General features: G+C 51.5%; 26 protein-coding genes. 14 read left to right on the top strand and 12 right to left on the bottom strand.

Features of this window, described 5'->3' with window-relative positions; all coding sequences use genetic code 11:
* Nucleotides 1–101: 101 nt before the first annotated feature.
* The 3 genes from pdxH to anmK form a co-directional block, all read right to left on the bottom strand.
* The gene (gene pdxH, locus FEK43_RS18520; protein WP_130224736.1) at nucleotides 102–758 is read right to left on the bottom strand and encodes a pyridoxamine 5'-phosphate oxidase; all 657 of its coding nucleotides are present in this window, start codon (nucleotides 756–758) and stop codon (nucleotides 102–104) included.
* Nucleotides 759–816: 58 nt separating this feature from the next.
* Entirely contained in the window at nucleotides 817–1,146 is a 330-nt protein-coding gene (gene mliC, locus FEK43_RS18515) for a C-type lysozyme inhibitor (RefSeq protein WP_130208174.1), read from the bottom strand.
* 85 nt (nucleotides 1,147–1,231) lie between these two features.
* Complete coding sequence (anmK, locus tag FEK43_RS18510; RefSeq protein ID WP_130208176.1) at nucleotides 1,232–2,353, bottom strand: anhydro-N-acetylmuramic acid kinase; 1,122 nt, start codon at nucleotides 2,351–2,353, stop codon at nucleotides 1,232–1,234.
* 274 nt (nucleotides 2,354–2,627) lie between these two features.
* Here anmK and slyB point away from each other — a divergent pair, with 274 nt between their 5' ends.
* Nucleotides 2,628–3,095: an outer membrane lipoprotein SlyB gene (gene slyB, locus FEK43_RS18505; RefSeq protein ID WP_064530029.1), complete on the top strand. Its 468-nt coding sequence runs from the start codon at nucleotides 2,628–2,630 to the stop codon at nucleotides 3,093–3,095.
* Nucleotides 3,096–3,141: 46 nt separating this feature from the next.
* On the opposite strand, the gene slyA is transcribed toward slyB, so the two are convergent.
* A complete protein-coding gene (gene slyA, locus FEK43_RS18500; protein WP_064530079.1) occupies nucleotides 3,142–3,576 on the bottom strand; it encodes a transcriptional regulator SlyA in 435 nt (144 codons plus the stop codon).
* Nucleotides 3,577–3,776: 200 nt separating this feature from the next.
* Here slyA and FEK43_RS18495 point away from each other — a divergent pair, with 200 nt between their 5' ends.
* From FEK43_RS18495 to FEK43_RS18485, 3 genes are read left to right on the top strand one after another with little or no spacing between them, the layout of a single operon-like run.
* Nucleotides 3,777–4,013, top strand: a complete 237-nt coding sequence (locus tag FEK43_RS18495) for a DUF1656 domain-containing protein (protein ID WP_130208178.1) — start codon at nucleotides 3,777–3,779, stop codon at nucleotides 4,011–4,013.
* Nucleotides 4,014–4,015: 2 nt separating this feature from the next.
* Entirely contained in the window at nucleotides 4,016–4,873 is an 858-nt protein-coding gene (locus FEK43_RS18490; protein WP_135406782.1) for an HlyD family secretion protein, read from the top strand.
* Nucleotides 4,873–6,885: an FUSC family protein gene (locus FEK43_RS18485; protein ID WP_130208182.1), complete on the top strand. Its 2,013-nt coding sequence runs from the start codon at nucleotides 4,873–4,875 to the stop codon at nucleotides 6,883–6,885. The genes FEK43_RS18490 and FEK43_RS18485 overlap by 1 nt, the downstream gene beginning before the upstream one ends.
* Here FEK43_RS18485 and sodC read toward each other — a convergent pair whose 3' ends face one another.
* From sodC to FEK43_RS18470, 3 genes are all read right to left on the bottom strand, one after another.
* Nucleotides 6,886–7,407 (bottom strand): superoxide dismutase [Cu-Zn] SodC, encoded by a 522-nt coding sequence (gene sodC / locus FEK43_RS18480; RefSeq protein WP_130260584.1) that lies wholly within the window; start codon nucleotides 7,405–7,407, stop codon nucleotides 6,886–6,888.
* Between the two features lie 79 nt (nucleotides 7,408–7,486).
* Complete coding sequence (locus tag FEK43_RS18475; RefSeq protein ID WP_130208186.1) at nucleotides 7,487–8,383, bottom strand: aldo/keto reductase family oxidoreductase; 897 nt, start codon at nucleotides 8,381–8,383, stop codon at nucleotides 7,487–7,489.
* Nucleotides 8,384–8,431: 48 nt separating this feature from the next.
* Nucleotides 8,432–8,671, bottom strand: a complete 240-nt coding sequence (locus FEK43_RS18470) for a DUF1289 domain-containing protein (RefSeq protein WP_024258169.1) — start codon at nucleotides 8,669–8,671, stop codon at nucleotides 8,432–8,434.
* A 130-nt stretch (nucleotides 8,672–8,801) separates the two neighbouring features.
* Here FEK43_RS18470 and FEK43_RS18465 point away from each other — a divergent pair, with 130 nt between their 5' ends.
* The 5 genes from FEK43_RS18465 to FEK43_RS18445 all read left to right on the top strand — a co-directional run bounded on the left by FEK43_RS18465 (nucleotide 8,802) and on the right by FEK43_RS18445 (nucleotide 16,485).
* A complete protein-coding gene (locus FEK43_RS18465; RefSeq protein ID WP_130208188.1) occupies nucleotides 8,802–9,401 on the top strand; it encodes a TetR/AcrR family transcriptional regulator in 600 nt (199 codons plus the stop codon).
* Nucleotides 9,402–9,452: 51 nt separating this feature from the next.
* Nucleotides 9,453–10,550, top strand: a complete 1,098-nt coding sequence (locus FEK43_RS18460; RefSeq protein WP_135406785.1) for an alkene reductase — start codon at nucleotides 9,453–9,455, stop codon at nucleotides 10,548–10,550.
* An 80-nt stretch (nucleotides 10,551–10,630) separates the two neighbouring features.
* Nucleotides 10,631–11,038, top strand: a complete 408-nt coding sequence (gene gloA, locus FEK43_RS18455) for a lactoylglutathione lyase (RefSeq protein ID WP_001237796.1) — start codon at nucleotides 10,631–10,633, stop codon at nucleotides 11,036–11,038.
* A 102-nt stretch (nucleotides 11,039–11,140) separates the two neighbouring features.
* Nucleotides 11,141–11,788: a ribonuclease T gene (gene rnt, locus FEK43_RS18450; protein WP_001282281.1), complete on the top strand. Its 648-nt coding sequence runs from the start codon at nucleotides 11,141–11,143 to the stop codon at nucleotides 11,786–11,788.
* A gap of 92 nt (nucleotides 11,789–11,880) precedes the next feature.
* A complete protein-coding gene (locus FEK43_RS18445) occupies nucleotides 11,881–16,485 on the top strand; it encodes an ATP-dependent helicase (RefSeq protein ID WP_135406788.1) in 4,605 nt (1,534 codons plus the stop codon).
* Nucleotides 16,486–16,533: 48 nt separating this feature from the next.
* Here FEK43_RS18445 and grxD read toward each other — a convergent pair whose 3' ends face one another.
* Entirely contained in the window at nucleotides 16,534–16,881 is a 348-nt protein-coding gene (gene grxD / locus FEK43_RS18440; protein WP_000108172.1) for a monothiol glutaredoxin 4, read from the bottom strand.
* A gap of 334 nt (nucleotides 16,882–17,215) precedes the next feature.
* Here grxD and mepH point away from each other — a divergent pair, with 334 nt between their 5' ends.
* Nucleotides 17,216–18,046 (top strand): peptidoglycan DD-endopeptidase MepH, encoded by an 831-nt coding sequence (gene mepH / locus FEK43_RS18435; RefSeq protein WP_130208194.1) that lies wholly within the window; start codon nucleotides 17,216–17,218, stop codon nucleotides 18,044–18,046.
* A gap of 127 nt (nucleotides 18,047–18,173) precedes the next feature.
* Nucleotides 18,174–18,755: a superoxide dismutase [Fe] gene (gene sodB / locus FEK43_RS18430; protein WP_130208196.1), complete on the top strand. Its 582-nt coding sequence runs from the start codon at nucleotides 18,174–18,176 to the stop codon at nucleotides 18,753–18,755.
* Nucleotides 18,756–18,900: 145 nt separating this feature from the next.
* Here sodB and FEK43_RS18425 read toward each other — a convergent pair whose 3' ends face one another.
* Together FEK43_RS18425 and cydH are read right to left on the bottom strand one after the other, a co-directional pair.
* The gene (locus tag FEK43_RS18425; RefSeq protein ID WP_130208198.1) at nucleotides 18,901–20,070 is read right to left on the bottom strand and encodes an MFS transporter; all 1,170 of its coding nucleotides are present in this window, start codon (nucleotides 20,068–20,070) and stop codon (nucleotides 18,901–18,903) included.
* A 165-nt stretch (nucleotides 20,071–20,235) separates the two neighbouring features.
* Nucleotides 20,236–20,325 carry a cytochrome bd-I accessory subunit CydH gene (cydH, locus tag FEK43_RS18420; protein WP_000102278.1) on the bottom strand — a complete coding sequence of 30 codons (90 nt, stop codon included), beginning with the start codon at nucleotides 20,323–20,325 and terminating at the stop codon, nucleotides 20,236–20,238.
* Nucleotides 20,326–20,623: 298 nt separating this feature from the next.
* Between cydH and purR the strand changes: the two genes are divergently transcribed.
* Nucleotides 20,624–21,649: an HTH-type transcriptional repressor PurR gene (purR, locus tag FEK43_RS18415; protein ID WP_000190978.1), complete on the top strand. Its 1,026-nt coding sequence runs from the start codon at nucleotides 20,624–20,626 to the stop codon at nucleotides 21,647–21,649.
* On the opposite strand, the gene punR is transcribed toward purR, so the two are convergent.
* The gene (gene punR / locus FEK43_RS18410; RefSeq protein ID WP_130208200.1) at nucleotides 21,646–22,578 is read right to left on the bottom strand and encodes a DNA-binding transcriptional activator PunR; all 933 of its coding nucleotides are present in this window, start codon (nucleotides 22,576–22,578) and stop codon (nucleotides 21,646–21,648) included. The two genes, purR and punR, sit on opposite strands and share 4 nt — an antisense overlap.
* A gap of 112 nt (nucleotides 22,579–22,690) precedes the next feature.
* Between punR and punC the strand changes: the two genes are divergently transcribed.
* Entirely contained in the window at nucleotides 22,691–23,902 is a 1,212-nt protein-coding gene (gene punC, locus FEK43_RS18405; RefSeq protein WP_130208202.1) for a purine nucleoside transporter PunC, read from the top strand.
* Between the two features lie 288 nt (nucleotides 23,903–24,190).
* Nucleotides 24,191–25,339 carry a cyclopropane fatty acyl phospholipid synthase gene (gene cfa, locus FEK43_RS18400; RefSeq protein WP_130208204.1) on the top strand — a complete coding sequence of 383 codons (1,149 nt, stop codon included), beginning with the start codon at nucleotides 24,191–24,193 and terminating at the stop codon, nucleotides 25,337–25,339.
* Nucleotides 25,340–25,390: 51 nt separating this feature from the next.
* Here cfa and FEK43_RS18395 read toward each other — a convergent pair whose 3' ends face one another.
* Nucleotides 25,391–26,008 carry a riboflavin synthase gene (locus tag FEK43_RS18395; protein WP_064530047.1) on the bottom strand — a complete coding sequence of 206 codons (618 nt, stop codon included), beginning with the start codon at nucleotides 26,006–26,008 and terminating at the stop codon, nucleotides 25,391–25,393.
* Nucleotides 26,009–26,206 lie beyond the last annotated feature (198 nt).

The raw sequence follows: 26,206 nt of genomic DNA, 5'->3' as shown, positions 1-26,206 counted from the left end.
ACCTTTGCCGGTACACGACTTTTCGCCAGATGCGAAAGAGACATAGAATAAAGTGCCGGAATCAGGAGTACCAGCGATTAAAGCAAGATTTTTGCATCTTTTCAGGGTGCGAGGCGATCGATTTTCCACGCCTCGTTTTCACGCTGATACAAAAAGCGGTCATGCAGCCGATGCTCACCGCCCTGCCAGAACTCAATCTGTTCAAGGCTGACGCGAAAACCGCCCCAAAAACTCGGCAACGGCACTTCGCCCTGCTGAAACTTCTGCTTCAATTCCAGAAACTTGCTTTCAAGGATCCCACGCGCAGAAATACGGCTGGACTGCTTCGATACCCACGCGCCAATCTGGCTATCACGCGGGCGGCTATGAAAATATTTCATCACTTCGAGAGTCGAAAGACGTTCCGCTTTACCAGTAACCATCACCTGGCGTTCCAGGGTATGCCATGGGAAAAGCAGGCTAACTCGCGGATTATTTTCGATTTGGTGTGCTTTACGGCTGCCGAGGTTGGTGTAAAACACCATCCCTTTTTCATCGTAATGTTTTAGTAAAACAATGCGCTGATAGGGTTGACCATGTTCATCAACGGTGGCGACGACCATCGCAGTAGGATCGGCCAGTTTGGCTTCACAGGCCTGAGAAAGCCAGCGTTCAAAAAGGGTTAAAGGATCGGCGGGAAGATCGCGGCGGCGTAAACCGCCTTTTGTGTATTCGCGGCGCAGATGCGCGATTTGCTGCAATTCGTCGTTATCAGCCATGGTTTTCTTTACAAATTGTCAGTGGGTGACGCTATTGTGCGCCGCCCCTGGAAAAATCTCAACGCTGCGGATTTTGTAACTGACAGTTATTCAAGACGATGCGGTCACGTTTATAGACCGTCGCCTCATCACCTTTTGACCAGAAAACGTAGATACCGTCGGTATAACGTGCGCCAGACGCTGAAATCCCCTGTTTAAGGTGCAGCAGTTGATTATCATAAACAAAACTAACTTCCTGACGCGGATTATTCAGTTTGACCGTCAACGGTTTTTCATCACACTGGTATTCCAGCGTATCAGTTTGCATGCGCTCAACCAGTTGATTAAACGCGCCACAGCCGGTAAGAAATAGCGGCAGACAAAGTAGTAACAGTTTTTTCATAAACATATCCCGAAGACTTTCCTGGTCCGGAGGGCAAAAACGCCCTCCTCAACTTCCAAGTGTAACGGCAGACGCAGTAAGAAAAATTCAGTTAACTCTGATATCGCGGGTTTGCAGGGAAAATAGCGCCCAATACCGTTTCCTCGCTTGCGCCGGTAACGGAAGGTAGATTGCCGGGCAGCCCAGCCAGCGTTCGCCAGGCAAGCCATGCGAAGGCTAACGCTTCCATGTCATCGCCACTAATGCCAACGGCATCGGTGGAGGTCACTTCAGTACCGGGCAGTAATGCAGCCAGCCTCGCCATGAGCAGCGGATTGCGACTTCCGCCACCACATACCATCAATCGATCGCAGCCACCGCTCAACAAGACTTGTTCAGAAATGGTCACGGCGGTAAGTTCCGCCAGTGTTGCCTGGACATCTCGCGCATCCAGGCCAGGGAAATCGCGTAGATGGCGCTCCAGCCAGGCATAGTTAAAGTATTCGCGCCCGGTGCTTTTGGGTGCTGGCTGGGAAAAATAGGGATCGCTAAGCATTTTTTGCAGCAGCGGCAGAATAACCTTACCCGCCCGCGCCCACTCAGCGTCTTTATCGTAAGGTTTACCGACCTGACGCCAGATCCATGCGTCCATTAGCATGTTGCCCGGTCCGGTATCGTAGCCACCTACCGGCATCCCTGGTATGAGTAGTGACAGATTGGCAATACCACCAATATTAAGCACCATTCGCCGCTCAGTTGGATGGGCCAGCAATGCGTGATGAAAAGCAGGTACCAGCGGTGCGCCCTGGCCACCTAAGGCGATATCGCGACGGCGAAAATCCCCGACGACGGTAATTCCAGTCCGCGCAACAATTTGATTGTTATCACCTATCTGTAGCGTATGTGGCGCGACGCCCGTGGGTTCGTGCCAGACGGTCTGGCCATGACAACCGATAGCTACGATATCTTTCGGCTGTAAATTTTCTGCTTTTAATAGTGCATTAACGGCATCCGCAAACAAGCAGCCAAGTCGGGTATCCAGTTGACCAAACTGGGAGAGCGTAAGCTGTTGCCCCTGGCAAATATCCAGCACCGCCTGTTTGAGTGATGGGGGAATCGGCCAGCTCAAACTTGCCAGCTGCGCCACCCGGTGTTCATCGATCGTCGCTAACACAACATCGACACCATCCAGGCTAGTACCTGACATAACACCAATAAAGCGGCCTGATTTCATAGTTCATCCTTTTTCAACCTGATGTTTGCGTTCCACTCAAACACAAACCTTTCGCGAATTCCATGCATAAGAGCCGATTTTTATCGTTGGTAGTAAAAGATTATATTCACATCAATAACTAATATGAATGTTTTGTTTATACTTGGTTAACCCTACTCTAATTATGATTTAATCATGTTTTAGTGGAACATGTAATCATGGTTATACTAATGCGGTTTACTTTGACCATTAGGGATGCTTGTGAGGCGTTTCATGGTAATCAGGAGATTTTTCAATGATTAAACGCGTACTGGTTGTATCAATGGTAGGTCTTTCTCTTGTTGGTTGTGTTAACAACGATACCCTATCTGGCGATGTTTATACTGCCTCTGAAGCGAAGCAAGTGCAGAATGTCAGCTACGGCACAATCGTGAACGTACGGCAGGTACAGATTCAGGGCGGTGATGATTCCAACGTCATCGGCGCAATTGGCGGTGCGGTTCTCGGTGGTTTTCTTGGTAATACCGTTGGTGGCGGTACTGGACGCTCTTTGGCTACCGCAGCAGGTGCCGTCGCGGGTGGTGTAGCCGGTCAGGGCGTACAGAGCGCAATGAACAAAACACAGGGTGTGGAGCTGGAAATTCGTAAAGATGATGGCAACACCATCATGGTGGTACAGAAACAGGGCAATACCCATTTCTCTCCGGGACAACGTGTCGTTCTGGCTAGCAACGGCAGCCAGGTGACGGTTTCCCCGCGCTAAACAAGTTGACGTGTGGTCAGCTACCTGGCCACACGCCCCCTTTATTTCACCCTTTGGCCTGTAACTCAGTAATATTATGCTCAAGTTTTGCAATGAGCCTAATCAGTTGTTCCAGTTCCTCTGCTGAAATCCCATCCAAAATTTCCGCCCGGGTCTTGTTAATAACAGCTTCCATTTCGCTAATCAGCGGCTCCGCCTTTTCCGTCAGTTTAATACGTTTGGCCCGCCGATCGCTGGGACAAGTTTGACGCGAAATTAACCCTTTTTCTTCCAGTTGGTCCAACGTACGAACCAGTGATGGCTGCTCAATGCCGATCGCTTTTGCCAGTTGAATTTGCGACTGGTCTGGAGGTAACTGATGTATATTATGCAACGTCACCCAATGGGTTTGCGTTAACTCCAGGGGTTTCAGGCGATGGTCTATCAGAGCACGCCATATGCGCACCAACCGTGCCAGATCAGAACCTAGTGGCGATTCCAATTTCATCTCCTTATAATTAGCTTGCTAAGATATTATACGGCTTTTAGAATAGTGTGCAGCAATTGTATTGCTAAAACAAATGGATTGCTGCATTTGCTTACCGTCAGACATGCTTTTCAGAAATAGCGAGTAATTTTCTCTCACATAAACAATATTTATTAATCTAAAGCAATAAACTCAGCCTCAAAGGAATCTATTTTGTGAAGTTTATGCATAGTGCAACAGGATTGCCCCTACAAGATCTGGTGTTCGGTGCATCCGTCTACTTTCCTCCGTTTTTCAAAGCCTTCGCGCTTGGATTCGTCGTCTGGCTTGTCCTGCACCGCCTGCTTCGCGACTGGATCTACGCGGGCGACATCTGGCATCCCTTGTTAATGGATTTGTCGCTGTTTGCGATCTGCGTATGCTCCGCCCTGGCAATATTGATTGCGTGGTAACTATGTCAATTAAAACCATTAAGTATTTCTCAACAATAATTGTAGCAGTAGTTGCCGTTCTCGCCGGATGGTGGCTCTGGAACTATTACATGCAGTCACCGTGGACGCGGGATGGCAAAATACGCGCGGAACAGGTCGCTATCACCCCACAAGTGTCCGGACGTATTGTTGCGATGAATATAAAAGACAACCAGTTGGTTAACGCTGGCGATATTCTGTTCACTATCGATAAAACACCCTTCCAGATTGCAGAACTGAATGCCCAGGCCCAACTGGTGAAAGCGCAATCTGATCTTGCCAGAGCCAATAATGAGGCCAACCGCCGCCGTCATCTCTCGCAAAATTTTATCTCTGCCGAAGAACTGGATACGGCAAACCTCAATGTTAAGGCGATGCAGGCCAGTGTAGATGCCGCACAAGCAACGCTGAAACAAGCACAATGGCAATTGGCACAAACGGAAATTCGCGCCCCGGTCAGCGGATGGGTCACCAACCTCACTACCCGCATCGGCGACTACGCTGACACAGGAAAACCGCTGTTTGCCCTCGTGGACAGTCACTCGTTTTACGTCATTGGTTATTTTGAAGAAACCAAATTGCGGCATATCCGCGACGGTGCGCCAGCACACATTACGCTCTATAGCGACAACAAAACGTTACAGGGTCACGTCTCCAGTATCGGTCGGGCAATTTATGATCAGAGTGTGGAAAACGATTCCAGCCTGATTCCAGACGTTAAACCTAACGTTCCCTGGGTTCGCCTCGCCCAGCGCGTCCCGGTTCGCTTTGCCCTTGATAATGTTCCCAGCGATGTCACGCTGGTATCCGGCACAACCTGTAGTATCGCAGTAGGTCAGTAATGAACGCCTGGTCATGGTCTCTGCGCAATCTGCCCTGGTTTAAGGCCACGCTGGCACAATGGCGCTATGCGTTGCGCAATACCCTTGCCATGTGTCTGGCTCTGACTGTTGCTTATTATTTAAATCTGGACGAGCCCTATTGGGCGATGACGTCAGCCGCGGTAGTGAGCTTTCCGACAGTTGGCGGTGTCATCAGCAAAAGCCTGGGGCGCATCGCTGGCAGTTTGCTGGGGGCTATCGCGGCGCTAATCCTTGCCGGGCATACTCTTAACGAACCGTGGTTCTTCCTGTTGAGCATGTCGGCATGGCTTGGTTTTTGTACCTGGGCCTGCGCGCATTTCACGAATAACGTGGCCTATGCGTTTCAACTGGCGGGTTACACAGCTGCGATTATCGCCTTCCCGATGGTCAATATCACTGAAGCAAGCCAGTTGTGGGACATCGCCCAGGCGCGCGTTTGCGAAGTGATCGTCGGTATTCTCTGCGGTGGGATGATGATGATGATTCTGCCGAGCACTTCCGATGCCACTGCCCTTTTAACCGCATTGAAAAACATGCACGCCCGTTTACTGGAACATGCCAGTTTACTCTGGCAGCCTGAAACAACCGATGCCATTCGTACCGCACATGAAGGGGTGATTGGGCAGATACTGACCATGAATTTGCTGCGTATCCAGGCTTTCTGGAGCCACTATCGCTTCCGCCAGCAAAACGCGCGCCTCAATGCGTTACTCCACCAGCAGTTACGCATGACCAGCGTCATTTCGAGCTTGCGGCGTATGTTGCTCAACTGGCCATCACCCCCTGGTGCTATACGGGAAATTCTTGAACAGTTGCTAACGGCCCTCGCCAGCGGGCAAACGGATTTTTACACCGTCGCACGCATTATTGCCCCGTTACGCCCGACGAACTCAGCTGACTACCGGCACGTCGCCTTCTGGCAGCGACTACGTTATTTTTGCCGCCTTTATCTGCAAAGTAGTCAGGAATTACATCGTCTGCAAAGCGGCGTAGATGATCAAACCAGACTCCCTCGCGCGTCCGGGCTGGCACGTCATACCGATAATGCAGAAGCCATGTGGAGCGGGCTGCGGACATTTTGTACGTTGATGTTGATTGGTGCGTGGAGTATTGCCTCGCAATGGGATGCCGGAGCCAATGCCTTAACCCTGGCTGCGATTAGCTGCGTCCTTTATTCCGCCGTTGCAGCGCCGTTTAAGTCATTGACGCTGCTGATGCGCACACTGGTATTGCTGTCGTTCTTTAGCTTTGTGGTTAAATTTGGCCTGATGGTTCAAATTAGCGAGCTGTGGCAATTTTTGCTGTTTCTTTTCCCCCTGCTGGCAACGATGCAGCTACTCAAGATACAAATACCAAAACATGCCGCATTATGGGGGCAACTGATTGTTTTTATGGGCTCGTTTATCGCCGTTACCAACCCGCCGGTGTATGATTTTGCCGATTTTCTCAATGATAATCTGGCGAAAATCGTTGGCGTGGCGTTGGCGTGGTTAGCGTTTGCCATTCTGCGACCTGGGTCGGATGCCCGCAAAAGCCGTCGCCATATTCGCGCCCTGCGCCGGGATTTTGTCGATCAACTCAGCCGTCGCCCGATACATAGCGAGAACGAATTTGAATCTCTCACATATCATCACGTCAGTCAGTTGAGCAACAGCCAGGATGCGCTGGCGCGCCGCTGGTTATTACGTTGGGGGGTGGTGCTACTGAACTGTTCGCATGTTGTCTGGCAATTACGCGAGTGGGAGTCACGTTCTGATCCGTTATCACAAGTGCGGGATAACTGTATTTCGCTGTTGCGGGGAGTGATGAGTGAGCGTGGCGTTCAGCAAAAATCGCTGGCAGCCACGCTTGAAGAATTACAGCGGATTTGTGACAGCCTTGCCCGGCATCATCAGCCTGCCGCCCGTGAGCTGGCAGCGATTGTCTGGCGACTATACTGCTCGCTTTCGCAACTTGAGCAAGCACCGCCGCAAGGTACGCTGGCCTCTTAACTACTTAATAACACCACAGGCATAGCGTTCACCGCCACCGCCCAGCGGTTTAGGTTGATCGGACATATTATCGCCGCCAACGTGGATCATCAGCGCCTTGTCTTTGATTTCATCGAGTGATTTCAGACGAGGCGCAATAACGGCATCGGTCGCCTTGCCGTCATTATTGACCACCAGCGCAGGCAGATCGCCTAAATGTCCCGCACCTTCCGGCCCTTCATGCTTGTTGGTTTTTTGTGGATCAAGATGCCCGCCTGCAGATTCTGCCGCAGCCGCTTTGCCATCTTTCGTTGCTGGTTGACAGCTTCCGTTGGCATGAATATGAAAGCCATGTTCACCGGGGGGTAATGCTTTCAGATCGGGTGAAAACTCCAGACCTTTATCGGTTTCAGTAATAGTTACGCTACCTATTGACTGCCCAACCCCTTGCGACGTAACGAGGTTCATCTCGACTTTTTCACTGGCGGCTTGTGCGCCGGTCGCAACAACCAGCGCCAGGATAGCCAGACTAAAACGCTTCATAGGACCTCCGTTCATTGTGCATACCCGTTAAGTGTAAACCAGTGACACATATTTGAACGGCGGCTAATCCTAAAAGTGCTTACGGTACGTCGTAACCTAATGCAGCTTTACGGATACGGAACCACTGCTGACGCGTCATTTTCAGGGCTTCTGCCTCTACAGCAGCCCGTACGCGCTCAATTTTACCAGAGCCAATGATCGGCAACGGTTGCGACGGCAGACGTAATATCCAGGCATAAACAACCTGCTCAATCGTGGCGGCGTTTAATTCCTGGGCTATCACAGCAAGTTCATCCCGCAGCGGCTGGAAATAATCATCATTGAACAGACGCCCACCACCAAGGCACGACCACGCCATTGGACGAATACGCAGTTGTTGTAGCTGATCGAGCGTACCATCCAGCAGCAACGGCTGATGCACCGGGGATATTTCCACCTGATTGGTCGCAAGAGTAAACGGCAGGCGTGATTGCAACAGGGCAAATTGCGCAGGCGTGAAGTTGGATACGCCAAAATGGCGCACTTTGCCGCTCTGATGCAGATGTTTAAACGCATCCGCCACTTCATCGGCATCCATCAACGGGTCGGGACGGTGGATTAACAGCAAATCCAGATGATCGGTCGCGAGATTAATCAGCGACTGTTCGGCGCTTTTAATAATATGGTCGCGGTCAGTGATGTAATGACCAATGACATTTTCTTCACGAGCAGTCGTCGCGATGCCACATTTACTGACGATTTCCATCCGTTCACGCAGATGCGGCGCCAGCTTCAGCGCCTCGCCAAACGCCGCTTCGCACTGATAGCCGCCATATATATCAGCATGGTCCACGGTGGTAATGCCGAGATCCAGATGCTCCTCAATAAAGCTAACCAACTGACGGGCAGACATATTCCAGTCCATTAGTCGCCAGTAGCCCATCACAAAACGGGAAAACTCCGGGCCTTGCGGCGCAATAGTAATACGCTGAACCATAATCGCTTCCTCTTATCAGATATGAGAGGAGTATACGCAAGATTATGCTCAAAAGAGTGATGGTTGCTCCGGTTCATCTGATGACGTTGGTTTATTCGCGCGTAATTTGCGCATCAGCCGCTGCCGACAAAGGCGCAGCACCTCTTGTTTTTCGCCATCGCTCATATTATTCCAGTTAAAACGTTCATCCCGGCTTCGAAAACAGCCGCGACAAAATCCGCGTTCGTCAGACTGGCAAATTCCCCGGCACGGGCTCTGGACGGGAAAGAACTCTAATTGCTCCGCCACGCTAGTCTCCTGTCATTTCACTTCTGTTCATTGAAGACGTTAATGATTCACATCGCAACCTTTGTCCCGAAACGGATCTCAGATAAAAAGCGATTGCATTAGACCGACTGGTCTATTAGATTAACTCGCCATGAGCAAACATACTGAACACAATACCCGCGAACATATTCTGGCAACCGGTGAGGCACTCTGCTTACAGCGCGGTTTTGTTGGGATGGGACTTAGCGAACTGTTAAAAACGGCGGAAGTTCCGAAAGGTTCCTTCTACCACTATTTTCGGTCCAAAGAAGCCTTTGGCGTTGCGATGCTTGAACGCTATTTTGCGAATCATCTTCAGCGTCTGGAACAACATTTTAGTGCTGCTGAGGGCAGTTGCCGCGACCATTTACTGGCTTATTACCAGCAAACTATTAACCAGTTTTCTTTGCAGGGTAAAATCAGTGATTGTTTGACTGTAAAGTTATCGGCTGAAGTGTGTGATTTATCGGAAGATATGCGTATCGCAATGGACAAAGGCACACGCCAGGTTGTCACACTGCTGGCGGACACACTGGAGAGCGGTCGCCGTCAGGGCTGTATGTCGTTTGAAGGTGACGCACAAACACTGGCGGAAGTTTTGCATTCTCTTTGGTTGGGTGCAAGGCTCCAGGCCAAGATTTCCCGAAGTTCATCACCGCTGGAAAGCGCGATGGCTCACGCAAAAATTATGATCACAACGCCCGGACAATAGGGCGTTATTTTTTACTCAAATGCTAGACGACCGGTCTACTCAGGAGTCACCATGTCGTATGACAAGCTGTATACCCCGCTTAAAGTGGGCGCAATCACGGTAGCAAACCGTATCTTTATGGCCCCACTGACGCGTTTGCGCAATATAGAACCGGGTGACATCCCTACTCCGTTGATGGCGGAATACTATCGCCAGCGCGCCAGTGCGGGTTTGATCATCAGTGAAGCAACGCAAATTTCCGCCCAGGCAAAAGGCTATGCGGGTGCGCCGGGGCTCTACAGTGCCGAACAAATTGCCGCATGGCAAAAAATCACCTCGGGTGTTCATGCACAAGGCGGTCATATGGCCGTGCAATTCTGGCATACCGGGCGTGTATCACACAGCAGTTTGCAGCCTGGTGGTCAGGCTCCGGTAGCTCCATCAGCCATTAGTGCAGGGACCCGGACATCACTGCGTGATGAAAATGGTCGAGCGATTCGTGTCGAAACCTCCATGCCTCGTGCGCTGACACTGGAAGAAATCCCTGGCATCGTTAACGATTTTCGTCAGGCCATCGCCAATGACCGCGAAGCAGGTTTTGATCTGGTCGAACTGCATGGCGCACATGGTTATCTGCTACATCAGTTCCTCTCCCCCTCCTCTAACCATCGTACCGATCAGTATGGCGGCAGCGTGGAAAATCGCGCGCGATTGGTGCTGGAAGTGGTCGATGCCGGGATCAAAGAATGGGGAGCCGATCGCATTGGTATCCGTCTCTCACCGATCGGTACTTTTGCCAATCTCGACAATGGTCCAGATGAAGAAGCCGATGCGCTGTATCTGATTGAACAACTGGGTAAACGTGGTATTGCTTATCTGCATTTGTCCGAACCGGACTGGGCTGGCGGTGAACCGTATACCGATGCCTTCCGCGAAAAAGTGCGTTCCCGTTTCCACGGTCCGATTGTCGGTGCCGGGGCTTATTCAGCAGAAAAAGCAGAGATGCTCATCGAAAAAGGGTTAATTGACGCTGTGGCATTTGGTCGTAACTGGATTGCGAATCCAGACCTGGTCACTCGCTTGCAACGTAAAGCCGAACTTAATCCACCACGTCCTGAAAGTTTCTACGGTGGCGGCGCGGAAGGCTATACCGATTACCCTACGCTATAATCCAACATTGCGAGCGGCGTAAAGCCGCCGCTATACTAAAACAACATTTTGAATCTGTTAGCCATTTTGAGGATATAAAGATGCGTCTTCTTCATACCATGCTGCGCGTTGGCGATCTGCAACGCTCCATCGATTTTTATACCAAAGTGCTGGGCATGAAACTGCTGCGCACCAGCGAAAACCCGGAATACAAATACTCACTGGCGTTTGTTGGCTACGGCCCGGAAACCGAAGAAGCGGTAATTGAACTGACCTACAACTGGGGCGTGGATAAATACGAACTCGGCACTGCTTATGGTCATATCGCGCTTAGCGTTGATAACGCCGCTGAAGCGTGCGAAAAAATCCGTCAAAACGGGGGTAACGTGACCCGTGAAGCGGGTCCGGTAAAAGGCGGTACTACGGTTATCGCGTTTGTGGAAGATCCGGACGGTTACAAAATTGAATTAATCGAAGAGAAAGACGCCGGTCGCGGTCTGGGCAACTAATCTCCTGCCGGGCGCGAACTCATCGCGCCCGCATCTTTACTGCATCGACAAGTAATATTTGTCATAATGCGCGCTGCAATTTATCCGTATTAAGAGAATCAGATGTCCGATAACGCTCAACTTACCGGTCTGTGCGACCGTTTTCGTGGTTTTTATCCTGTTGTGATCGATGTTGAAACAGCCGGATTTAACGCCAAAACCGATGCGCTGCTTGAGATTGCCGCCATCACACTGAAAATGGATGAACAAGGCTGGCTGATGCCGGACACCACATTACATTTCCACGTCGAACCATTTGTCGGCGCAAATTTGCAGCCAGAGGCCCTCGCCTTCAACGGCATTGACCCGAACGATCCCGATCGCGGCGCGGTCAGCGAATACGAGGCGCTGCACGAAATTTTTAAAGTTGTACGTAAAGGCATTAAAGCGAGCGGCTGTAACCGGGCCATTATGGTGGCGCACAACGCCAATTTTGATCACAGCTTTATGATGGCCGCCGCAGAACGCGCCTCACTGAAACGTAACCCATTCCACCCTTTCGCCACTTTTGACACCGCGGCACTGGCCGGGCTGGCACTCGGACAAACCGTATTATCAAAAGCCTGCCAGACCGCGGGTATGGACTTCGACAGCACCCAGGCGCACTCCGCGCTGTACGACACCGAACGCACTGCTGTGCTGTTTTGTGAAATCGTCAATCGCTGGAAACGTCTGGGAGGCTGGCCGCTGCCTGCCGCCGAAGAGGTGTAATCGAGTCGATGCCTGATGACATGCAATGATTCAGGCATCTATAGTGAGGCTATTCCACGCATCATGCATGATATTCACGGGGAATAGCGTTAATGGCAGATAACCCAAACTCTTCATCGCCCCTGCCGGACGTGTTTTCACCGGCGACCCGCGACTGGTTTCTTCGCGCCTTTAAACAGCCGACCGCTGTCCAGTCGCAAACCTGGCATGTGGCGGCACGAGGCGAACATGCGCTGGTGATTGCACCGACTGGCTCAGGGAAAACGCTGGCAGCATTTCTCTACGCACTGGATCAGCTCATCCGCGAAGGTGGCGAGCATGCCAGCGAGGCGCATAAACGCAAAACCTCACGCATCCTCTACATTTCACCAATTAAAGCCTTAGGCACCGACGTTCAGCACAATTTGCAGATCCCGTTACAAGGCATTGCAGAGGAACGGCGGCGGCGCGGCGAAACGGAAGTCAATCTTCGCGTGGGCATCCGTACTGGCGATACGCCCGCGCAGGAACGCAGCAAACTGACCCGCAATCCGCCGGATATTCTGATAACCACGCCCGAATCACTCTATCTGATGCTGACCTCCCGCGCGCGCGAAACGCTACGCGGCGTCGAGACGGTAATTATTGATGAAGTCCACGCGGTAGCGGGCAGCAAACGCGGTGCGCATCTGGCGTTAAGCCTGGAACGGCTCGATGCGCTGCTACACACCTCAGCACAGAGAATTGGACTTTCCGCGACTGTACGCTCAGCCAGCGATGTGGCCGCATTTCTTGGTGGCGATCGTCCGGTTACTGTAGTCAACCCGCCCGCAATGCGCCATCCGCAGATACGGATTGTCGTACCGGTCGCCAATATGGATGATATCTCGTCGGTCGCCAGCAGCACCGGGGAAGACAGCCATGCGGGCAGAGAAGGCTCAATCTGGCCGTATATTGAAAGCGGCATTCTTGATGAAGTGTTGCGCCATCGCTCAACCATCGTCTTCACCAATTCTCGCGGCCTGGCGGAAAAACTGACGGCACGGCTGAATGAGCTTTACGCCGCACGATTACAGCGCTCCCCGGCCATCGCCATAGACGCCGCTCATTTCGAGTCTACCTCCGGCGCAACCTCTAACCGCGTACAAAGTAGCGACGTTTTCATTGCCCGCTCGCACCACGGTTCCGTCTCTAAAGAACAACGGGCGATAACCGAACAAGCACTGAAATCAGGCGAATTGCGCTGTGTGGTCGCGACTTCCAGTCTCGAACTGGGGATTGACATGGGCGCGGTGGATCTGGTGATTCAGGTGGCGACGCCGCTTTCTGTCGCCAGCGGACTACAGCGCATTGGTCGCGCCGGACATCAGGTTGGCGGTGTATCTAAAGGGCTGTTTTTCCCCCGTACCCGGCGTGATTTAGTCGATTCCGCCGTCATTGTCGAGTGTATGTTTGCAGGCAGGCTGGAAAACCTGACGCCACCACATAATCCACTCGACGTCCTTGCGCAGCAAACCGTTGCCGCCGCGGCGATGGATGCATTACAGGTAGACGAATGGTACTCCCGCGTACGCCGTGCCGCACCGTGGAAAGATCTGCCAAGACGCGTTTTTGACGCCACGCTGGATATGCTTTCCGGGCGCTATCCCTCAGGCGATTTTTCTGCTTTTCGACCAAAACTGGTCTGGAACAGGGAGACGGGGATATTGACCGCCCGACCTGGCGCTCAGCTGTTGGCTGTTACCAGCGGTGGCACCATTCCGGATCGTGGCATGTACAGTGTGTTATTACCCGAAGGTGAAGAACAGACAGGCTCGCGGCGGGTGGGCGAACTGGATGAAGAGATGGTGTATGAATCGCGAGTGAATGACATCATCACTCTCGGCGCTACCTCATGGCGGATCCAACAAATCACCCGCGATCAGGTCATTGTGACACCTGCACCAGGTCGCTCTGCCCGACTTCCCTTCTGGCGTGGCGAAGGTAATGGACGCCCCGCTGAATTGGGGGAAATGATCGGCGATTTTCTCCATTTGCTGGCAGATGGCGCGTTCTTTTCCGGAAATATCCCGCCGTGGCTGGCAGAAGAAAATACTCTCGCCAATATTCAGGGGCTGATTGACGAACAGCGTAACGCTACGGGCGTTGTCCCTGGAAGCCGCCACCTGGTTCTCGAACGCTGCCGTGATGAAATTGGCGACTGGCGCATTATTTTACACTCTCCCTATGGAAGACGAGTGCATGAACCGTGGGCGCTGGCGATTGCCGGACGACTGCATGCGCTATGGGGCGCTGATGCCTCGGTAGTCGCCAGCGATGACGGTATTGTCGCCCGCATTCCAGATACCGACGGCAAATTGCCTGACGCCGCGATATTTTTGTTTGAACCGGAAAAGTTGCTGCAAATTGTCCGCGAGGCGGTGGGCAACTCAGCACTTTTCGCCGCCCGTTTTCGCGAATGCGCCGCGCGGGCATTATTAATGCCTGGCCGAACACTGGGCCATCGCACCCCGCTCTGGCAACAACGGCTGCGTGCCAGCCAGTTACTGGAAATCGCCCAGGGATATCCGGATTTTCCTGTCATTCTCGAAACTCTGCGTGAATGCCTGCAGGATGTGTATGACCTTCCCGCGCTGGAACGTTTGATGCGTCGCCTGAACGGTGGCGAAATTCAAATATCCGATGTAACGACCGCTACGCCCTCGCCTTTCGCCGCCAGTTTATTGTTCGGTTATGTGGCGGAATTTATGTATCAGAGCGACGCCCCGCTGGCAGAACGGCGAGCTTCAGTGCTGTCTCTGGACAGCGAATTGTTGCGCAATCTACTCGGTCAGGTTGATCCTGGTGAGTTACTCGACCCGCAGGTCATTCGTCAGGTGGAAGAAGAGTTACAGCGACTGGCCCCTGGCAGAAAAGCGAAAGGTGAAGAAGGTCTTTTCGACCTGTTGCGCGAACTGGGGCCAATGACCGTTGAGGATCTGGCGCAACGGCATACAGGCCGCCGTGAAGAGATTGAGACATATGTAGAAAATCTTCTGGCGGAAAAAAGAATCTTTCCGGTGATCATGGCAGCTCAGGAGCGTCTGGCCTGTATGGACGACGCTGCTAAATTACGCGATGCTCTCGGAGTGCAACTGCCGGACTCGCTGCCTGATATTTACTTGCACCGTGTCAATTACCCGCTTCGCGATCTCTTTCTGCGCTATCTCCGGGCTCATGCTCTGGTCACGGCTGAACAACTGGCTCATGAGTTTAGCCTCGGTATTGCCATTGTCGAAGAGCAACTTCATCAATTGCGCGAACAGGGGCTGGTGATGAATTTGCAACAAGACATCTGGGTGAGCGATGAAGTTTTTCGTCGTTTGCGTTTACGTTCCCTGCAGGCTGCCAGAGAAGCTACGCGTCCGGTACCCGCCATTGCCTATGCACGATTGCTGCTGGAACATCAGGGCGTGCTCCCCGCCACCGATGGTAGCCCGGCGCTCTTTGCCTCAACATCGCCAGGCGTTTATGAAGGCGTGGATGGCGTCATGCGAGTTATCGAACAGCTTGCTGGTGTCGGTTTACCCGCCTCACTGTGGGAAAGCCAGATCCTGCCCGCCCGCGTACGCGATTACTCGCCAGAAATGCTCGATGAACTGCTGGCAACCGGTACGGTTATCTGGTCGGGGCAAAAAAAGCTCGGTGAGGATGACGGTCTGGTGGCACTGCATTTACGGGAATTTGCCGCCGAATCGTTCATTCCCGCAGAACAGGATCAGGCGAAACGTTCAGCGCTTCAGCTGGCAATTATCGCGGTTCTGACTGACGGGGGCGCCTGGTTTGCGCAACAAATCAGCCAACGAACAGGCGAGATAATCGGCGAGCCCGTAGAGCCTTCAGCCCTGCAAGAGGCGCTTTGGGAACTGGCCTGGCAAGGCGTCATCACCTGTGATATTTGGGCACCGTTGCGCGCCCTCACCCGAAGCAGTCCGACCACTCGCCGCAGTAGCCGGGCTCGTCGTGGACGTCCGGTTTATGCACCGTCAGCTATGCCGTCGGTATCTTACAACACACCAAAGCTGGCTGGACGCTGGTCGTTATTGCAGGTGGAGCCACTAAACGATACCGAAAGGATGCTGGCGCTGGCGGAAAATATGCTCGACCGCTACGGAATCATCAGCCGTCAGGCGGTGATTGCTGAACATATTCCTGGCGGATTTCCGTCGATGCAAACGCTTTGCCGCAGTATGGAAGATTCCGGGCGAATTATGCGGGGTCGATTTGTTGAAGGTTTGGGTGGTGCACAATTTGCTGATCGCCAGACCATTGACCGTCTGCGCGACCTGGCGCCCCATGCCACGCAGACGCGACAATATATGCCCGTGGCCCTTAGTGCCAACGATCCGGCCAATTTGTGGGGGAATCTACTATCCTGGCCTGCACATCCGGCGACGCTGGTTCCGACTCGTCGGGCAGGCGCGCTGGTGGTCATTTCTGGCGGCAAATTATTGATTTATCTGGTGCAAGGTGGCAAAAAAATGCTGGTCTGGCAGGAAAAAGATGAATTATTACCACCGGAGGTTTTCCTGGCACTAACCACCGCGTTGCGGCGAGAACCACGGCTACGGTTTACGTTGACAGAAGTGAATGACCAACCGGTCCGGCAAACGCCGATGTTTACGCTGCTGCGTGAGGCGGGATTTTCAAGTTCGCCACAAGGGCTGGATTGGGGATAAAAAGCACTGACGGATGCCTGTTAGCATCCGTCAGTATTGCGAAACGGATTATTCAGCATCCGGCTCTTCAGACTTGTATTTAGCAGCAGTTTCTTTGATCAGCTGCTGCAGTTCGCCACGCTGATACATTTCAATCACGATATCACAACCGCCTACCAGCTCGCCGTCAACCCACAGTTGCGGGAAAGTCGGCCAGTTCGCATATTTCGGCAGTTCCGCACGAATGTCCGGGTTCTGCAGGATATCAACGTAGGCAAAACGTTCGCCACAAGCGGCAAGCGCCTGGACTGCCTGGGCAGAGAAACCGCAGCTCGGCAGTTTCGGTGAACCTTTCATGTATAGCAGGATCGGGTTTTCAGCAATCTGGCGTTGGATTTTTTCGATAGTGGTGCTCATTGTCTTGCTTCCTCAAACTTCTTTACGGCAGTAATCTGACATTGTAGCGGGTCAGTGCGGCATCGGAAAATAACATTTTCATCATGCTTTTGCTATTTTATCCCTTTGCTCTATTTGTTGCATTTCAAATATTTGTTTCTACTCTGCCACGCTGCAAGCTGGCGTATTTGTGACCATTTTTAGCTTTCACTGCTGCTTTTTTTTGCGCTCGCCGACGAAACGTATTTTTTAACAATAAAAGCTATTAACTTTCCCTTCTTCTATGCATTAGAATCATCAAGTTTTGTAAATCAGACGCAGGCATGATAGACCTGCCTTAACAGAGGGACGCTCAGTGGCGCGGATAAACCGTATTTCGATCACGCTCTGTGCTTTACTTTTTACCACCCTGCCTTTAATGCCTATGGCCTATGCTTCCAAGCAAGCCAGGGAGAGTTCTGCTACCACTCATATCACCAAAAAAGCAGATAAAAAGAAAAGCACGGCAACCACCAAAAAGACCAATAATAAAGCCAGTCAGAAAACCGCCAAAAAAGTCGCCAGTAAAAGTACGACCAAAAGCAAAACCGCTTCTTCCGTTAAAAAATCCTCCATTACCGCTTCTAAAAACGCTAAAACTCGCAGCAAAAATGTTGTCACTAAAACGGCGTCTGCCAGCTTTACGGAAAAGTGCACCAAACGTAAGGGCAATAAGTCACATTGCGTGAAAGTCAAAAATGCCGCCCCTGGCACTATTGCCGATGCGCACAAAGCCAAAGTTCAGAAAGCCACTAAAGTGGCGATGAATAAACTGATGCAGCAAATTGGCAAGCCATATCGTTGGGGCGGGAGTTCACCGCGTACCGGTTTTGATTGCAGTGGACTGGTTTATTACGCTTATAAAGACCTGGTTAAGATCCGTATTCCGCGCACGGCCAACGAAATGTATCACCTGCGCGATGCGGCACCTATCGATCGCAGTGAACTGAAAAACGGCGACCTGGTCTTCTTCCGCACGCAAGGGCGTGGGACTGCCGATCACGTAGGCGTGTACGTTGGCAATGGTAAATTTATTCAGTCACCGCGCAGTGGTCAGGAAATTCAAATCACGTCGTTAAGTGAAGATTACTGGCAACGTCACTATGTTGGCGCTCGTCGGGTAATGACCCCAAAAACACTTCGCTAAAACTTTACCCTGTTGTTACGACAACAGGGTAAGTTCATCTTTTGTATCACCTTTTAATTTGCTACCCTATCCGTACTCACAATAAGGCTATTGTGCGTATACCAATGAATAATAAAGGAGAGTAGCAATGTCATTCGAATTACCTGCACTACCATATGCTAAAGACGCTCTGGTTCCGCACATTTCTGCGGAAACCATTGAGTATCACTACGGCAAACATCATCAGACTTATGTCACTAACCTGAACAACCTGATTAAAGGCACCGAGTTTGAAGGTAAATCACTGGAAGAGATTATTCGCAGCTCTGAAGGTGGCGTATTCAACAACGCAGCTCAGGTCTGGAACCACACTTTCTACTGGAACTGCCTGGCACCGAACGCCGGTGGCGAACCGACTGGCAAAGTCGCTGAAGCTATCGCCGCATCTTTCGGTAGCTTTGCCGATTTCAAAGCACAGTTTACTGACGCTGCGATCAAAAACTTTGGTTCTGGCTGGACCTGGCTGGTGAAAAACAGCGATGGCAAACTGGCTATCGTTTCTACCTCTAATGCTGGTACTCCGCTGACCACCGATGCGACCCCGCTGCTGACCGTTGATGTCTGGGAACACGCTTATTACATCGACTATCGCAATGCGCGTCCTGGCTATCTGGAGCACTTCTGGGCGCTGGTGAACTGGGAATTCGTAGCGAAAAATCTCGCTGCATAATAACTGATGGCAAATGCAACATTGCCTGATGCGCTACGCTTATCGGGTCTATCCGGATGAGGCGTTAACACCGCATCCGGCAAGATAAATCGCACTTTGCCTGCAAACTGTAACGCAGAAGGTATCCCCTTCTGCGTTTCGTTTATTAACTGTTGGCAACGCAAACTGCTTCAGGTTGTTTTCTGGCTGACATAAACACCAGCAACAATGCCAGTCCTGCGACAATTGCCCCCATCACCGGCACAAAACTGTACCCCAGACCACCCGAAATCACTGCGCCACCTGCCGCGGCACCCAGAGCATTGCCCAGGTTAAAGGCACCGATATTCACTGAGGAAGACAGCCCTGGCGCTTCGCTGGCAACTCGCATCACACGCATCTGTAACGGCGGTACCACCGCAAAGGTTGCTGCGCCCCACACCACCATGCTGATAGCCGCACCAAACTCATTACGCGCCAGGAACGGGATCGCCAGCATAATCACCATCAGCAGCAACAAAAAGCCTTTCAGCGTGCCGTTGACCGAACGATCTGCTAGTTTACCGCCTAAATAGTTACCGATAGAAAACCCAACGCCAATCAGCACCAGCATGGCTGTTACGAACACCGGCGTTGCGTGGGTGATACTTTGCAGTACTGGTGAAATATAGGTGTAGAGGGTAAACATTGCGCCAGCCCCTAGTACCGTCGTCAGCAAGGCTGATAACACCTGCGGACGCATCAATACCGCCAGCTCTTTTTTCACTTCCGGTCGCGCACCTGCGCCGCCTTTCGGTAACGAGAAGAACAGGCTAACCATTGAAATCACGCCCAGCCCCGCCGTTGCCAGAAACGACATCCGCCAGCCAATAGTTTCGCCAAGCCAGGTCGCCGCAGGAACACCGCCAATATTTGCCAGAGTTAAGCCCATAAACATAGTGGCGACGGCGCTGGCCTGTTTGTGTTTAGGCACAACGCTTGCGGCCACGACTGAACCCAAACCAAAGAATGCCCCGTGATTCAGACTGGTCAAAATGCGTGAAAGCATCAGCGTCATATAATCCGGCGCGATGGCGGAAAGCACGTTGCCAAGAGTGAAAATGGCCATCAGGAAAATAAGCGCACTGCGCCTGGCGCGATGAGACAGCAGTAATGTCATCAGCGGCGCGCCAACCATCACGCCAACCGCATAGGCGCTGATTAACATGCCCGCAGCAGGAATCGAGACATCCACACCGCGCGCAATGACGGGTAACAGGCCCATTGGCGAGAACTCCGTTGTCCCGATACCAAACGCGCCAACGGCCAGCGCCAACAACGGATAGTTAATTTTCATGCCTAATCTCCACCTCTTCGCGTCATTACACGATATTCATCAAAGTGGCGAAAGCATGACAGCAATCACAAAAAATTGAAAATAACAAAAAGAGAAAACACTTTTGCCATTTTGCTAACAAAAGGGAAGAGAGAGCGAGGGAGGATGCGCTCCCTCGAAGGGAAATCAGTGCAGCGCGGCAGTCAAACCTACGGCCACGATCAAACCGAGGACAATAATGGTTGTTACCAGTGAAAATTTAAGATCGGTACTCATCAAGTTTTCTCCTTTTTTATTACCCTACAAAAAGTGATATTACGCATTTTTACACACTGTGAAGAAAAAATCTCCCGCCATTTATAATGATAAGTGTTTTTACCACTTCCCCTTTTCATCAAGATCGGCCAAAATTCCACGCTTACACTATTTGCGTACTGGCCATTGACCCCTTCCTGACGCTCTGTGTCGTTTTTCCGGCGTACCGCAACACTTTTGTTGCGCGTAAGGTGTGTAAAGGCAAACGTTTACCTTGCGATTTTGCAGGAGCTGAAGTTAGGGTCTGGAGTGAAATGGAATGGCAACAATAAAAGATGTAGCGAAGCGAGCAAACGTTTCCACTACAACTGTGTCACACGTTATAAACAAAACTCGTTTCGTCGCTGAAGAAACGCGCAACGCCGTGTGGGCAGCGATTAAAGAATTACACTACTCCCCTAGCGCGGTAGCGCGTAGCCTGAAGGTTAACCATACCAAGTCTATCGGCTTGCTGGCGACCAGCAGCGAAGCAGCCTATTTCGCGGAGATCATCGAAGCGGTTGAAAAAAATTGCTTCCAGAAAGGTTACACGCTGATCCTCGGAAACGCGTGGAACAATCTTGAGAAACAGAGAGCCTATCTGTCGATGATGGCGCAAAAACGCGTCGATGGCCTGCTGGTCATGTGTTCTGAGTATCCAGAACCGTTGCTGGCGATGCTGGAAGAGTATCGCCATATCCCGATGGTGGTAATGGACTGGGGCGAAGCAAAAGCCGACTTTACCGATGCGGTCATCGATAACGCGTTTGAAGGCGGCTACATGGCCGGACGCTATCTGATTGAACGCGGTCATCGCGAAATCGGCGTTATCCCTGGTCCTCTGGAACGTAATACCGGCGCGGGTCGTCTGGCAGGGTTTATGAAGGCGATGGAAGAAGCGATGATCAAGGTGCCGGAAAACTGGATTGTGCAGGGTGACTTTGAACCTGAATCGGGTTATCGCGCCATGCAACAAATCCTGTCGCAGCCACACCGCCCTACTGCGGTCTTCTGTGGCGGCGATATCATGGCAATGGGTGCACTTTGCGCTGCTGATGAAATGGGTCTGCGCGTACCGCAGGATGTTTCGCTGATCGGTTATGATAATGTGCGCAACGCCCGCTACTTTACCCCGGCGCTGACCACTATCCATCAGCCAAAAGATTCGCTGGGCGAAACGGCGTTCAACATGCTGTTGGACCGTATCGTCAACAAACGCGAAGAACCGCAGTCTATCGAAGTTCATCCGCGGCTTATTGAACGCCGCTCCGTAGCTGACGGTCCGTTCCGCGACTATCGTCGTTAATTATCCGTTGCGGGAGTCTCTTCCGGCTCCCGCAGCCACTCCTTATTCAGCGTCTCACTATCGCCAAGATACTCCAGCAACCAGGTTAACGCTGGCGACATATCATTCTGCTGCCATGTCAGACAACATGCCGAATCAGGGAATGGATTTTCCAGTTCTAACGCCACCCATTTTCCCTCATTAAGCCACGGTTTGGCGAAATGCGTCGGCACCATGCCAATGCATAAACCGGCCGAGATACAGGTTGCCGATGATTCCCAGTCAGGTACGACAAGCCTTTTTTGGTTATCCAGCAGCCAGGTAATTCGTTTGGGTAACGTCCGCGACGTGTCTTCGCGCACCAGCGACGGCCAGTTGCGCAACGTGTCATCGCTGAGCGGCCCATTCATCGACGCAAGCGGATGGTGGCGGGCAACAACACAACTCCAGCTCAACATCCCCATATCACGGAAGGCGTAACGGCCCCCAACCGGAATCGCTCGTGTCGCGCCAATCGCCAGTTCCACGCGCCCATCGGAAAGCGCATCCCAGACGCCGTTGAACACTTCCTGAAAAACCAGAAGTTCGACGTCATCAAAATGGCGATAGAAATCAACAATCATCTGCCGCGTGCGTTCTGGCCTGACAATATTATCTACCGCGATAGCTAATTGACCGCGCCAGCCGTTCGCTATCTGCTGACATTGTTGGCGAGTGATCTGCATTTTTTTGACAACAGAGCGCCCTTCTTTGAGAAACCACGCCCCGGCAGCGGTCAGTTCCACGTCACGATGACGCCGTTCAAAAAGCGGCACCGCCAGCCACTCTTCCAGCTGACGCACGGTATAGCTGACCGCAGAAGGAACGCGATGCAACTCCTGGGCTGCAGCGCTGAAGCTGCCATTTCGCGCCACTGCATCAACCACTTCGAGAGAATACTCAGACCACATAGTTTGCCTGCAAAATTTTTGAAACCAGTCATCAAATATTACCGTTTCACAACAGGAATTTCACTCCCTACACTTTGCGACGGTGTTTAATTGAGGAATTTAGAGAATATACATGCAACCTGGGAAAAGATTTTTAGTCTGGCTGGCGGGTTTGAGCGTACTCGGTTTTCTGGCAACCGATATGTATCTGCCCGCTTTCGCCGCCATTCAGGCCGACCTGCAAACGCCTGCGTCTGCTGTCAGTGCCAGCCTTAGTCTGTTCCTTGCCGGTTTTGCCGCTGCCCAGCTCCTGTGGGGGCCGCTCTCCGATCGTTATGGTCGTAAACCTGTGTTATTGATCGGCCTGACAATTTTTGCGCTGGGTAGTCTGGGAATGTTATGGGTGGAAAACGCTGCCACGCTGCTGGTATTGCGTTTTGTGCAAGCTGTTGGTGTCTGTGCCGCGGCCGTTATCTGGCAGGCATTGGTGACGGATTACTATCCTTCACAAAAAGTTAACCGTATTTTTGCGACCATTATGCCTTTAGTGGGGCTTTCTCCGGCGCTTGCTCCGCTGTTAGGTAGCTGGCTGCTGGTCCATTTTTCCTGGCAGGCGATTTTCGCCACTCTGTTTGCCATTGCCGTAGTGCTGATTCTGCCCATTTTCTGGCTTAAACCCACCACGAAAGCACGCAATGATAGTCAGGATGGACTGACCTTTACCGATCTGCTGCGTTCAAAAACCTATCGCGGGAATGTGCTGATTTATGCGGCCTGTTCAGCCAGTTTCTTTGCCTGGCTAACCGGTTCACCGTTTATCCTCAGCGAAATGGGCTACAGTCCGGCAGTAATCGGATTAAGTTATGTTCCGCAAACCATCGCGTTTCTTATTGGTGGTTACGGCTGTCGCGCCGCATTGCAGAAATGGCAGGGTAAGCAGTTGTTACCGTGGCTGCTGGCGCTGTTTGCCGTCAGCGTGGTAGCAACCTGGGCTGCGGGCTTCATTAGCCATGTGTCGCTGGCCGAAATTCTGATCCCATTCTGTGTAATGGCCATTGCCAACGGGGCAATCTACCCGATTGTGGTCGCCCAGGCGCTACGCCCCTTCCCGCATGCGACTGGCCGCGCTGCTGCATTGCAGAATACCCTGCAATTGGGTCTGTGCTTCCTCGCAAGCCTGGGGGTTTCCTGGCTCATCAGCGTAAGCACGCCACTGTTCACCACCACCAGCGTGATGTTATCTACCGTGGTGCTGGTTGCCATCGGCTATAAGATGCAACATCAACCTGAATCTCACTGCCAGAATCATGGCGAGACGGAAGTCGCACATAGTGAATCACATTGATCTATAGCGATATCGTTATACTTAGGCTGCTAACAAAATTTTGTTGTATGATTGAGATTAGCAGCCTATACTGAGTTCCAGTTGTTAATATTACGATAAATATTATGTTTTTACGGGGACAGGAGCGTTCCCGGGTCACTATGGATGGTCATTTCGGCAAGGGTTCCTCCTTTCCTCTGTTCTACGTCGGATTATAGACTCGCGGTTTTCCTGCGAGATTTCTCACAAAGCCCAAAAAGCGTCTACGCTGTTTTAAGGTTCTGATCACCGACCAGTGATGGAGAAACTATGAGTTCATCGTGTATAGAAGAAGTCAGCGTACCGGATGACAACTGGTACCGTATCGCCAACGAATTACTTAGCCGTGCAGGCATCGCCATTAATGGCTCTGCCCCGGCAGATATTCGAGTTAAAAACCCCGATTTTTTTAAACGCGTTCTACAGGAAGGATCGTTGGGGTTAGGCGAAAGTTATATGGATGGCTGGTGGGAATGTGACCGACTGGATATGTTTTTTAGCAAAGTCTTACGCGCTGGGCTTGAAAACCAACTCCCCCATCATTTCAAAGACACACTACGCATTGCTGGCGCACGGCTCTTCAATCTGCAAAGTAAAAAGCGTGCCTGGATAGTAGGTAAAGAGCATTACGACCTTGGTAATGACCTGTTCAGCCGTATGCTGGATCCCTTCATGCAGTATTCCTGCGCTTACTGGAAAGATGCCTATAATCTGGAATCTGCCCAACAAGCGAAGCTCAAAATGATTTGTGAAAAATTGCAGTTAAAACCGGGCATGCGGGTTCTGGATATCGGCTGCGGTTGGGGCGGGCTGGCGCATTACATGGCGTCTAATTATGACGTAAGTGTGGTTGGTGTCACGATTTCTGCCGAACAACAGAAAATGGCCCAGGAACGCTGCGCAGGTCTGGATGTCACCATTTTGCTACAGGATTACCGTGACCTGAACGACCAGTTTGACCGTATTGTTTCGGTTGGTATGTTCGAGCACGTCGGACCGAAAAATTACGATACCTATTTTGAGGTGGTGGATCGTAATCTGAAGCCAGAAGGGATTTTCCTGCTACATACTATCGGCTCGAAAAAAACCGATCTGAATGTTGACCCGTGGATTAACAAATATATTTTCCCGAATGGTTGCCTGCCTTCTGTACGCCAGATTGCGCAATCCAGTGAACCACACTTTGTGATGGAAGACTGGCATAACTTTGGCGCTGACTATGACACTACGTTGATGGCCTGGTATGAACGATTCCTCGCCGCCTGGCCGGAAATTGCCGATAACTACAGTGAACGCTTTAAACGGATGTTTACGTATTATCTGAATGCTTGCGCTGGTGCCTTCCGCGCCCGTGATATCCAGCTCTGGCAAGTGGTGTTCTCACGTGGGGTCGAAAGCGGCCTTCGCGTGGCGCGTTAAGTATTATTTCATCGCCCCCATTTTGGGGGCGATGTCATTTCAAACGCAGCTTTATTTCTTTTCCCGTGCCGCCAACACACGTTCAACAGTATCTACCACGGCCTGAGTTTGAGGATCGATTTCGATATTGACGCGTGCACCGAGTTTTTTCTTACCGAGAGTGGTACGTTCCAGCGTTTCCGGAATTAAATGCACACAAAAGCGGGTCGCTGTCACTTCACCAACCGTCAGACTGATGCCATCAATACCAATAAACCCTTTATACAGGATATATTTCATTAACTGCTCATCCTGTACTTTGAACCAGATCTGGTGGTTATTTTCTGATGTTATTATTTTCGATACTTCTGCGGTGGTCATAATATGACCTGACATTAAATGTCCGCCGATTTCATCGCTGAATTTAGCAGCTCGTTCTACGTTTACCCAATCCCCAACGTTTAAATCGCCAAGGTTTGTTATTCGTAACGTTTCTTTCATCAGATCAAAACTGATACGGTTGCCGTTAATTTCCGTTACAGTCAGGCAGCAACCGTTATGCGCGACAGAAGCGCCTGTCTCCAGACCATCCAACATGTAATCAGGTAATTCCACTACATGGGTTCGAAAATTTGCTTTCTCGTCAATCGACACCAACTTCGCGGTGCCCTGCACTATCCCCGTAAACATACTTACAACTCCTGAAATCAGTTAGGACATTCTGTTCAGCACAATAGCAGGTGGGAAACGTCCTTACCAGTAAAGGGGGTTGAGTGGTTATTTTTTCACTGGAGAATTAATAAATCCTCGCTACAATAGACTGAATTTCCCCTGCTTCTTCTTTTTGCTGCCCATTCAGGCGGTTTTTTAGTCTCTCATATAACAACA

The organism is Escherichia sp. E2562, from assembly GCF_005781075.1.
GTDB lineage: Bacteria > Pseudomonadota > Gammaproteobacteria > Enterobacterales > Enterobacteriaceae > Escherichia.
Note: the sequence above shows the minus strand (reverse complement) of the source record. Positions and strands in the feature narration are given on the sequence as shown.

Excerpts from the sequence above, each read along its gene's own strand:
- pdxH (WP_130224736.1), bottom strand. The coding sequence starts at position 758 with ATGGCTGATAACGACGAATTGCAGCAAATCGCGCATCTGCGCCGCGAA.
- mliC (WP_130208174.1), bottom strand. The coding sequence starts at position 1,146 with ATGTTTATGAAAAAACTGTTACTACTTTGTCTGCCGCTATTTCTTACC.
- anmK (WP_130208176.1), bottom strand. The coding sequence starts at position 2,353 with ATGAAATCAGGCCGCTTTATTGGTGTTATGTCAGGTACTAGCCTGGAT.
- slyB (WP_064530029.1), top strand. The coding sequence starts at position 2,628 with ATGATTAAACGCGTACTGGTTGTATCAATGGTAGGTCTTTCTCTTGTT.
- FEK43_RS18490 (WP_135406782.1), top strand. The coding sequence starts at position 4,016 with ATGTCAATTAAAACCATTAAGTATTTCTCAACAATAATTGTAGCAGTA.
- FEK43_RS18485 (WP_130208182.1), top strand. The coding sequence starts at position 4,873 with ATGAACGCCTGGTCATGGTCTCTGCGCAATCTGCCCTGGTTTAAGGCC.
- sodC (WP_130260584.1), bottom strand. The coding sequence starts at position 7,407 with ATGAAGCGTTTTAGTCTGGCTATCCTGGCGCTGGTTGTTGCGACCGGC.
- FEK43_RS18475 (WP_130208186.1), bottom strand. The coding sequence starts at position 8,383 with ATGGTTCAGCGTATTACTATTGCGCCGCAAGGCCCGGAGTTTTCCCGT.
- FEK43_RS18465 (WP_130208188.1), top strand. The coding sequence starts at position 8,802 with ATGAGCAAACATACTGAACACAATACCCGCGAACATATTCTGGCAACC.
- FEK43_RS18460 (WP_135406785.1), top strand. The coding sequence starts at position 9,453 with ATGTCGTATGACAAGCTGTATACCCCGCTTAAAGTGGGCGCAATCACG.
- gloA (WP_001237796.1), top strand. The coding sequence starts at position 10,631 with ATGCGTCTTCTTCATACCATGCTGCGCGTTGGCGATCTGCAACGCTCC.
- rnt (WP_001282281.1), top strand. The coding sequence starts at position 11,141 with ATGTCCGATAACGCTCAACTTACCGGTCTGTGCGACCGTTTTCGTGGT.
- FEK43_RS18445 (WP_135406788.1), top strand. The coding sequence starts at position 11,881 with ATGGCAGATAACCCAAACTCTTCATCGCCCCTGCCGGACGTGTTTTCA.
- grxD (WP_000108172.1), bottom strand. The coding sequence starts at position 16,881 with ATGAGCACCACTATCGAAAAAATCCAACGCCAGATTGCTGAAAACCCG.
- sodB (WP_130208196.1), top strand. The coding sequence starts at position 18,174 with ATGTCATTCGAATTACCTGCACTACCATATGCTAAAGACGCTCTGGTT.
- FEK43_RS18425 (WP_130208198.1), bottom strand. The coding sequence starts at position 20,070 with ATGAAAATTAACTATCCGTTGTTGGCGCTGGCCGTTGGCGCGTTTGGT.
- cydH (WP_000102278.1), bottom strand. The coding sequence starts at position 20,325 with ATGAGTACCGATCTTAAATTTTCACTGGTAACAACCATTATTGTCCTC.
- purR (WP_000190978.1), top strand. The coding sequence starts at position 20,624 with ATGGCAACAATAAAAGATGTAGCGAAGCGAGCAAACGTTTCCACTACA.
- punR (WP_130208200.1), bottom strand. The coding sequence starts at position 22,578 with ATGTGGTCTGAGTATTCTCTCGAAGTGGTTGATGCAGTGGCGCGAAAT.
- punC (WP_130208202.1), top strand. The coding sequence starts at position 22,691 with ATGCAACCTGGGAAAAGATTTTTAGTCTGGCTGGCGGGTTTGAGCGTA.
- cfa (WP_130208204.1), top strand. The coding sequence starts at position 24,191 with ATGAGTTCATCGTGTATAGAAGAAGTCAGCGTACCGGATGACAACTGG.
- FEK43_RS18395 (WP_064530047.1), bottom strand. The coding sequence starts at position 26,008 with ATGTTTACGGGGATAGTGCAGGGCACCGCGAAGTTGGTGTCGATTGAC.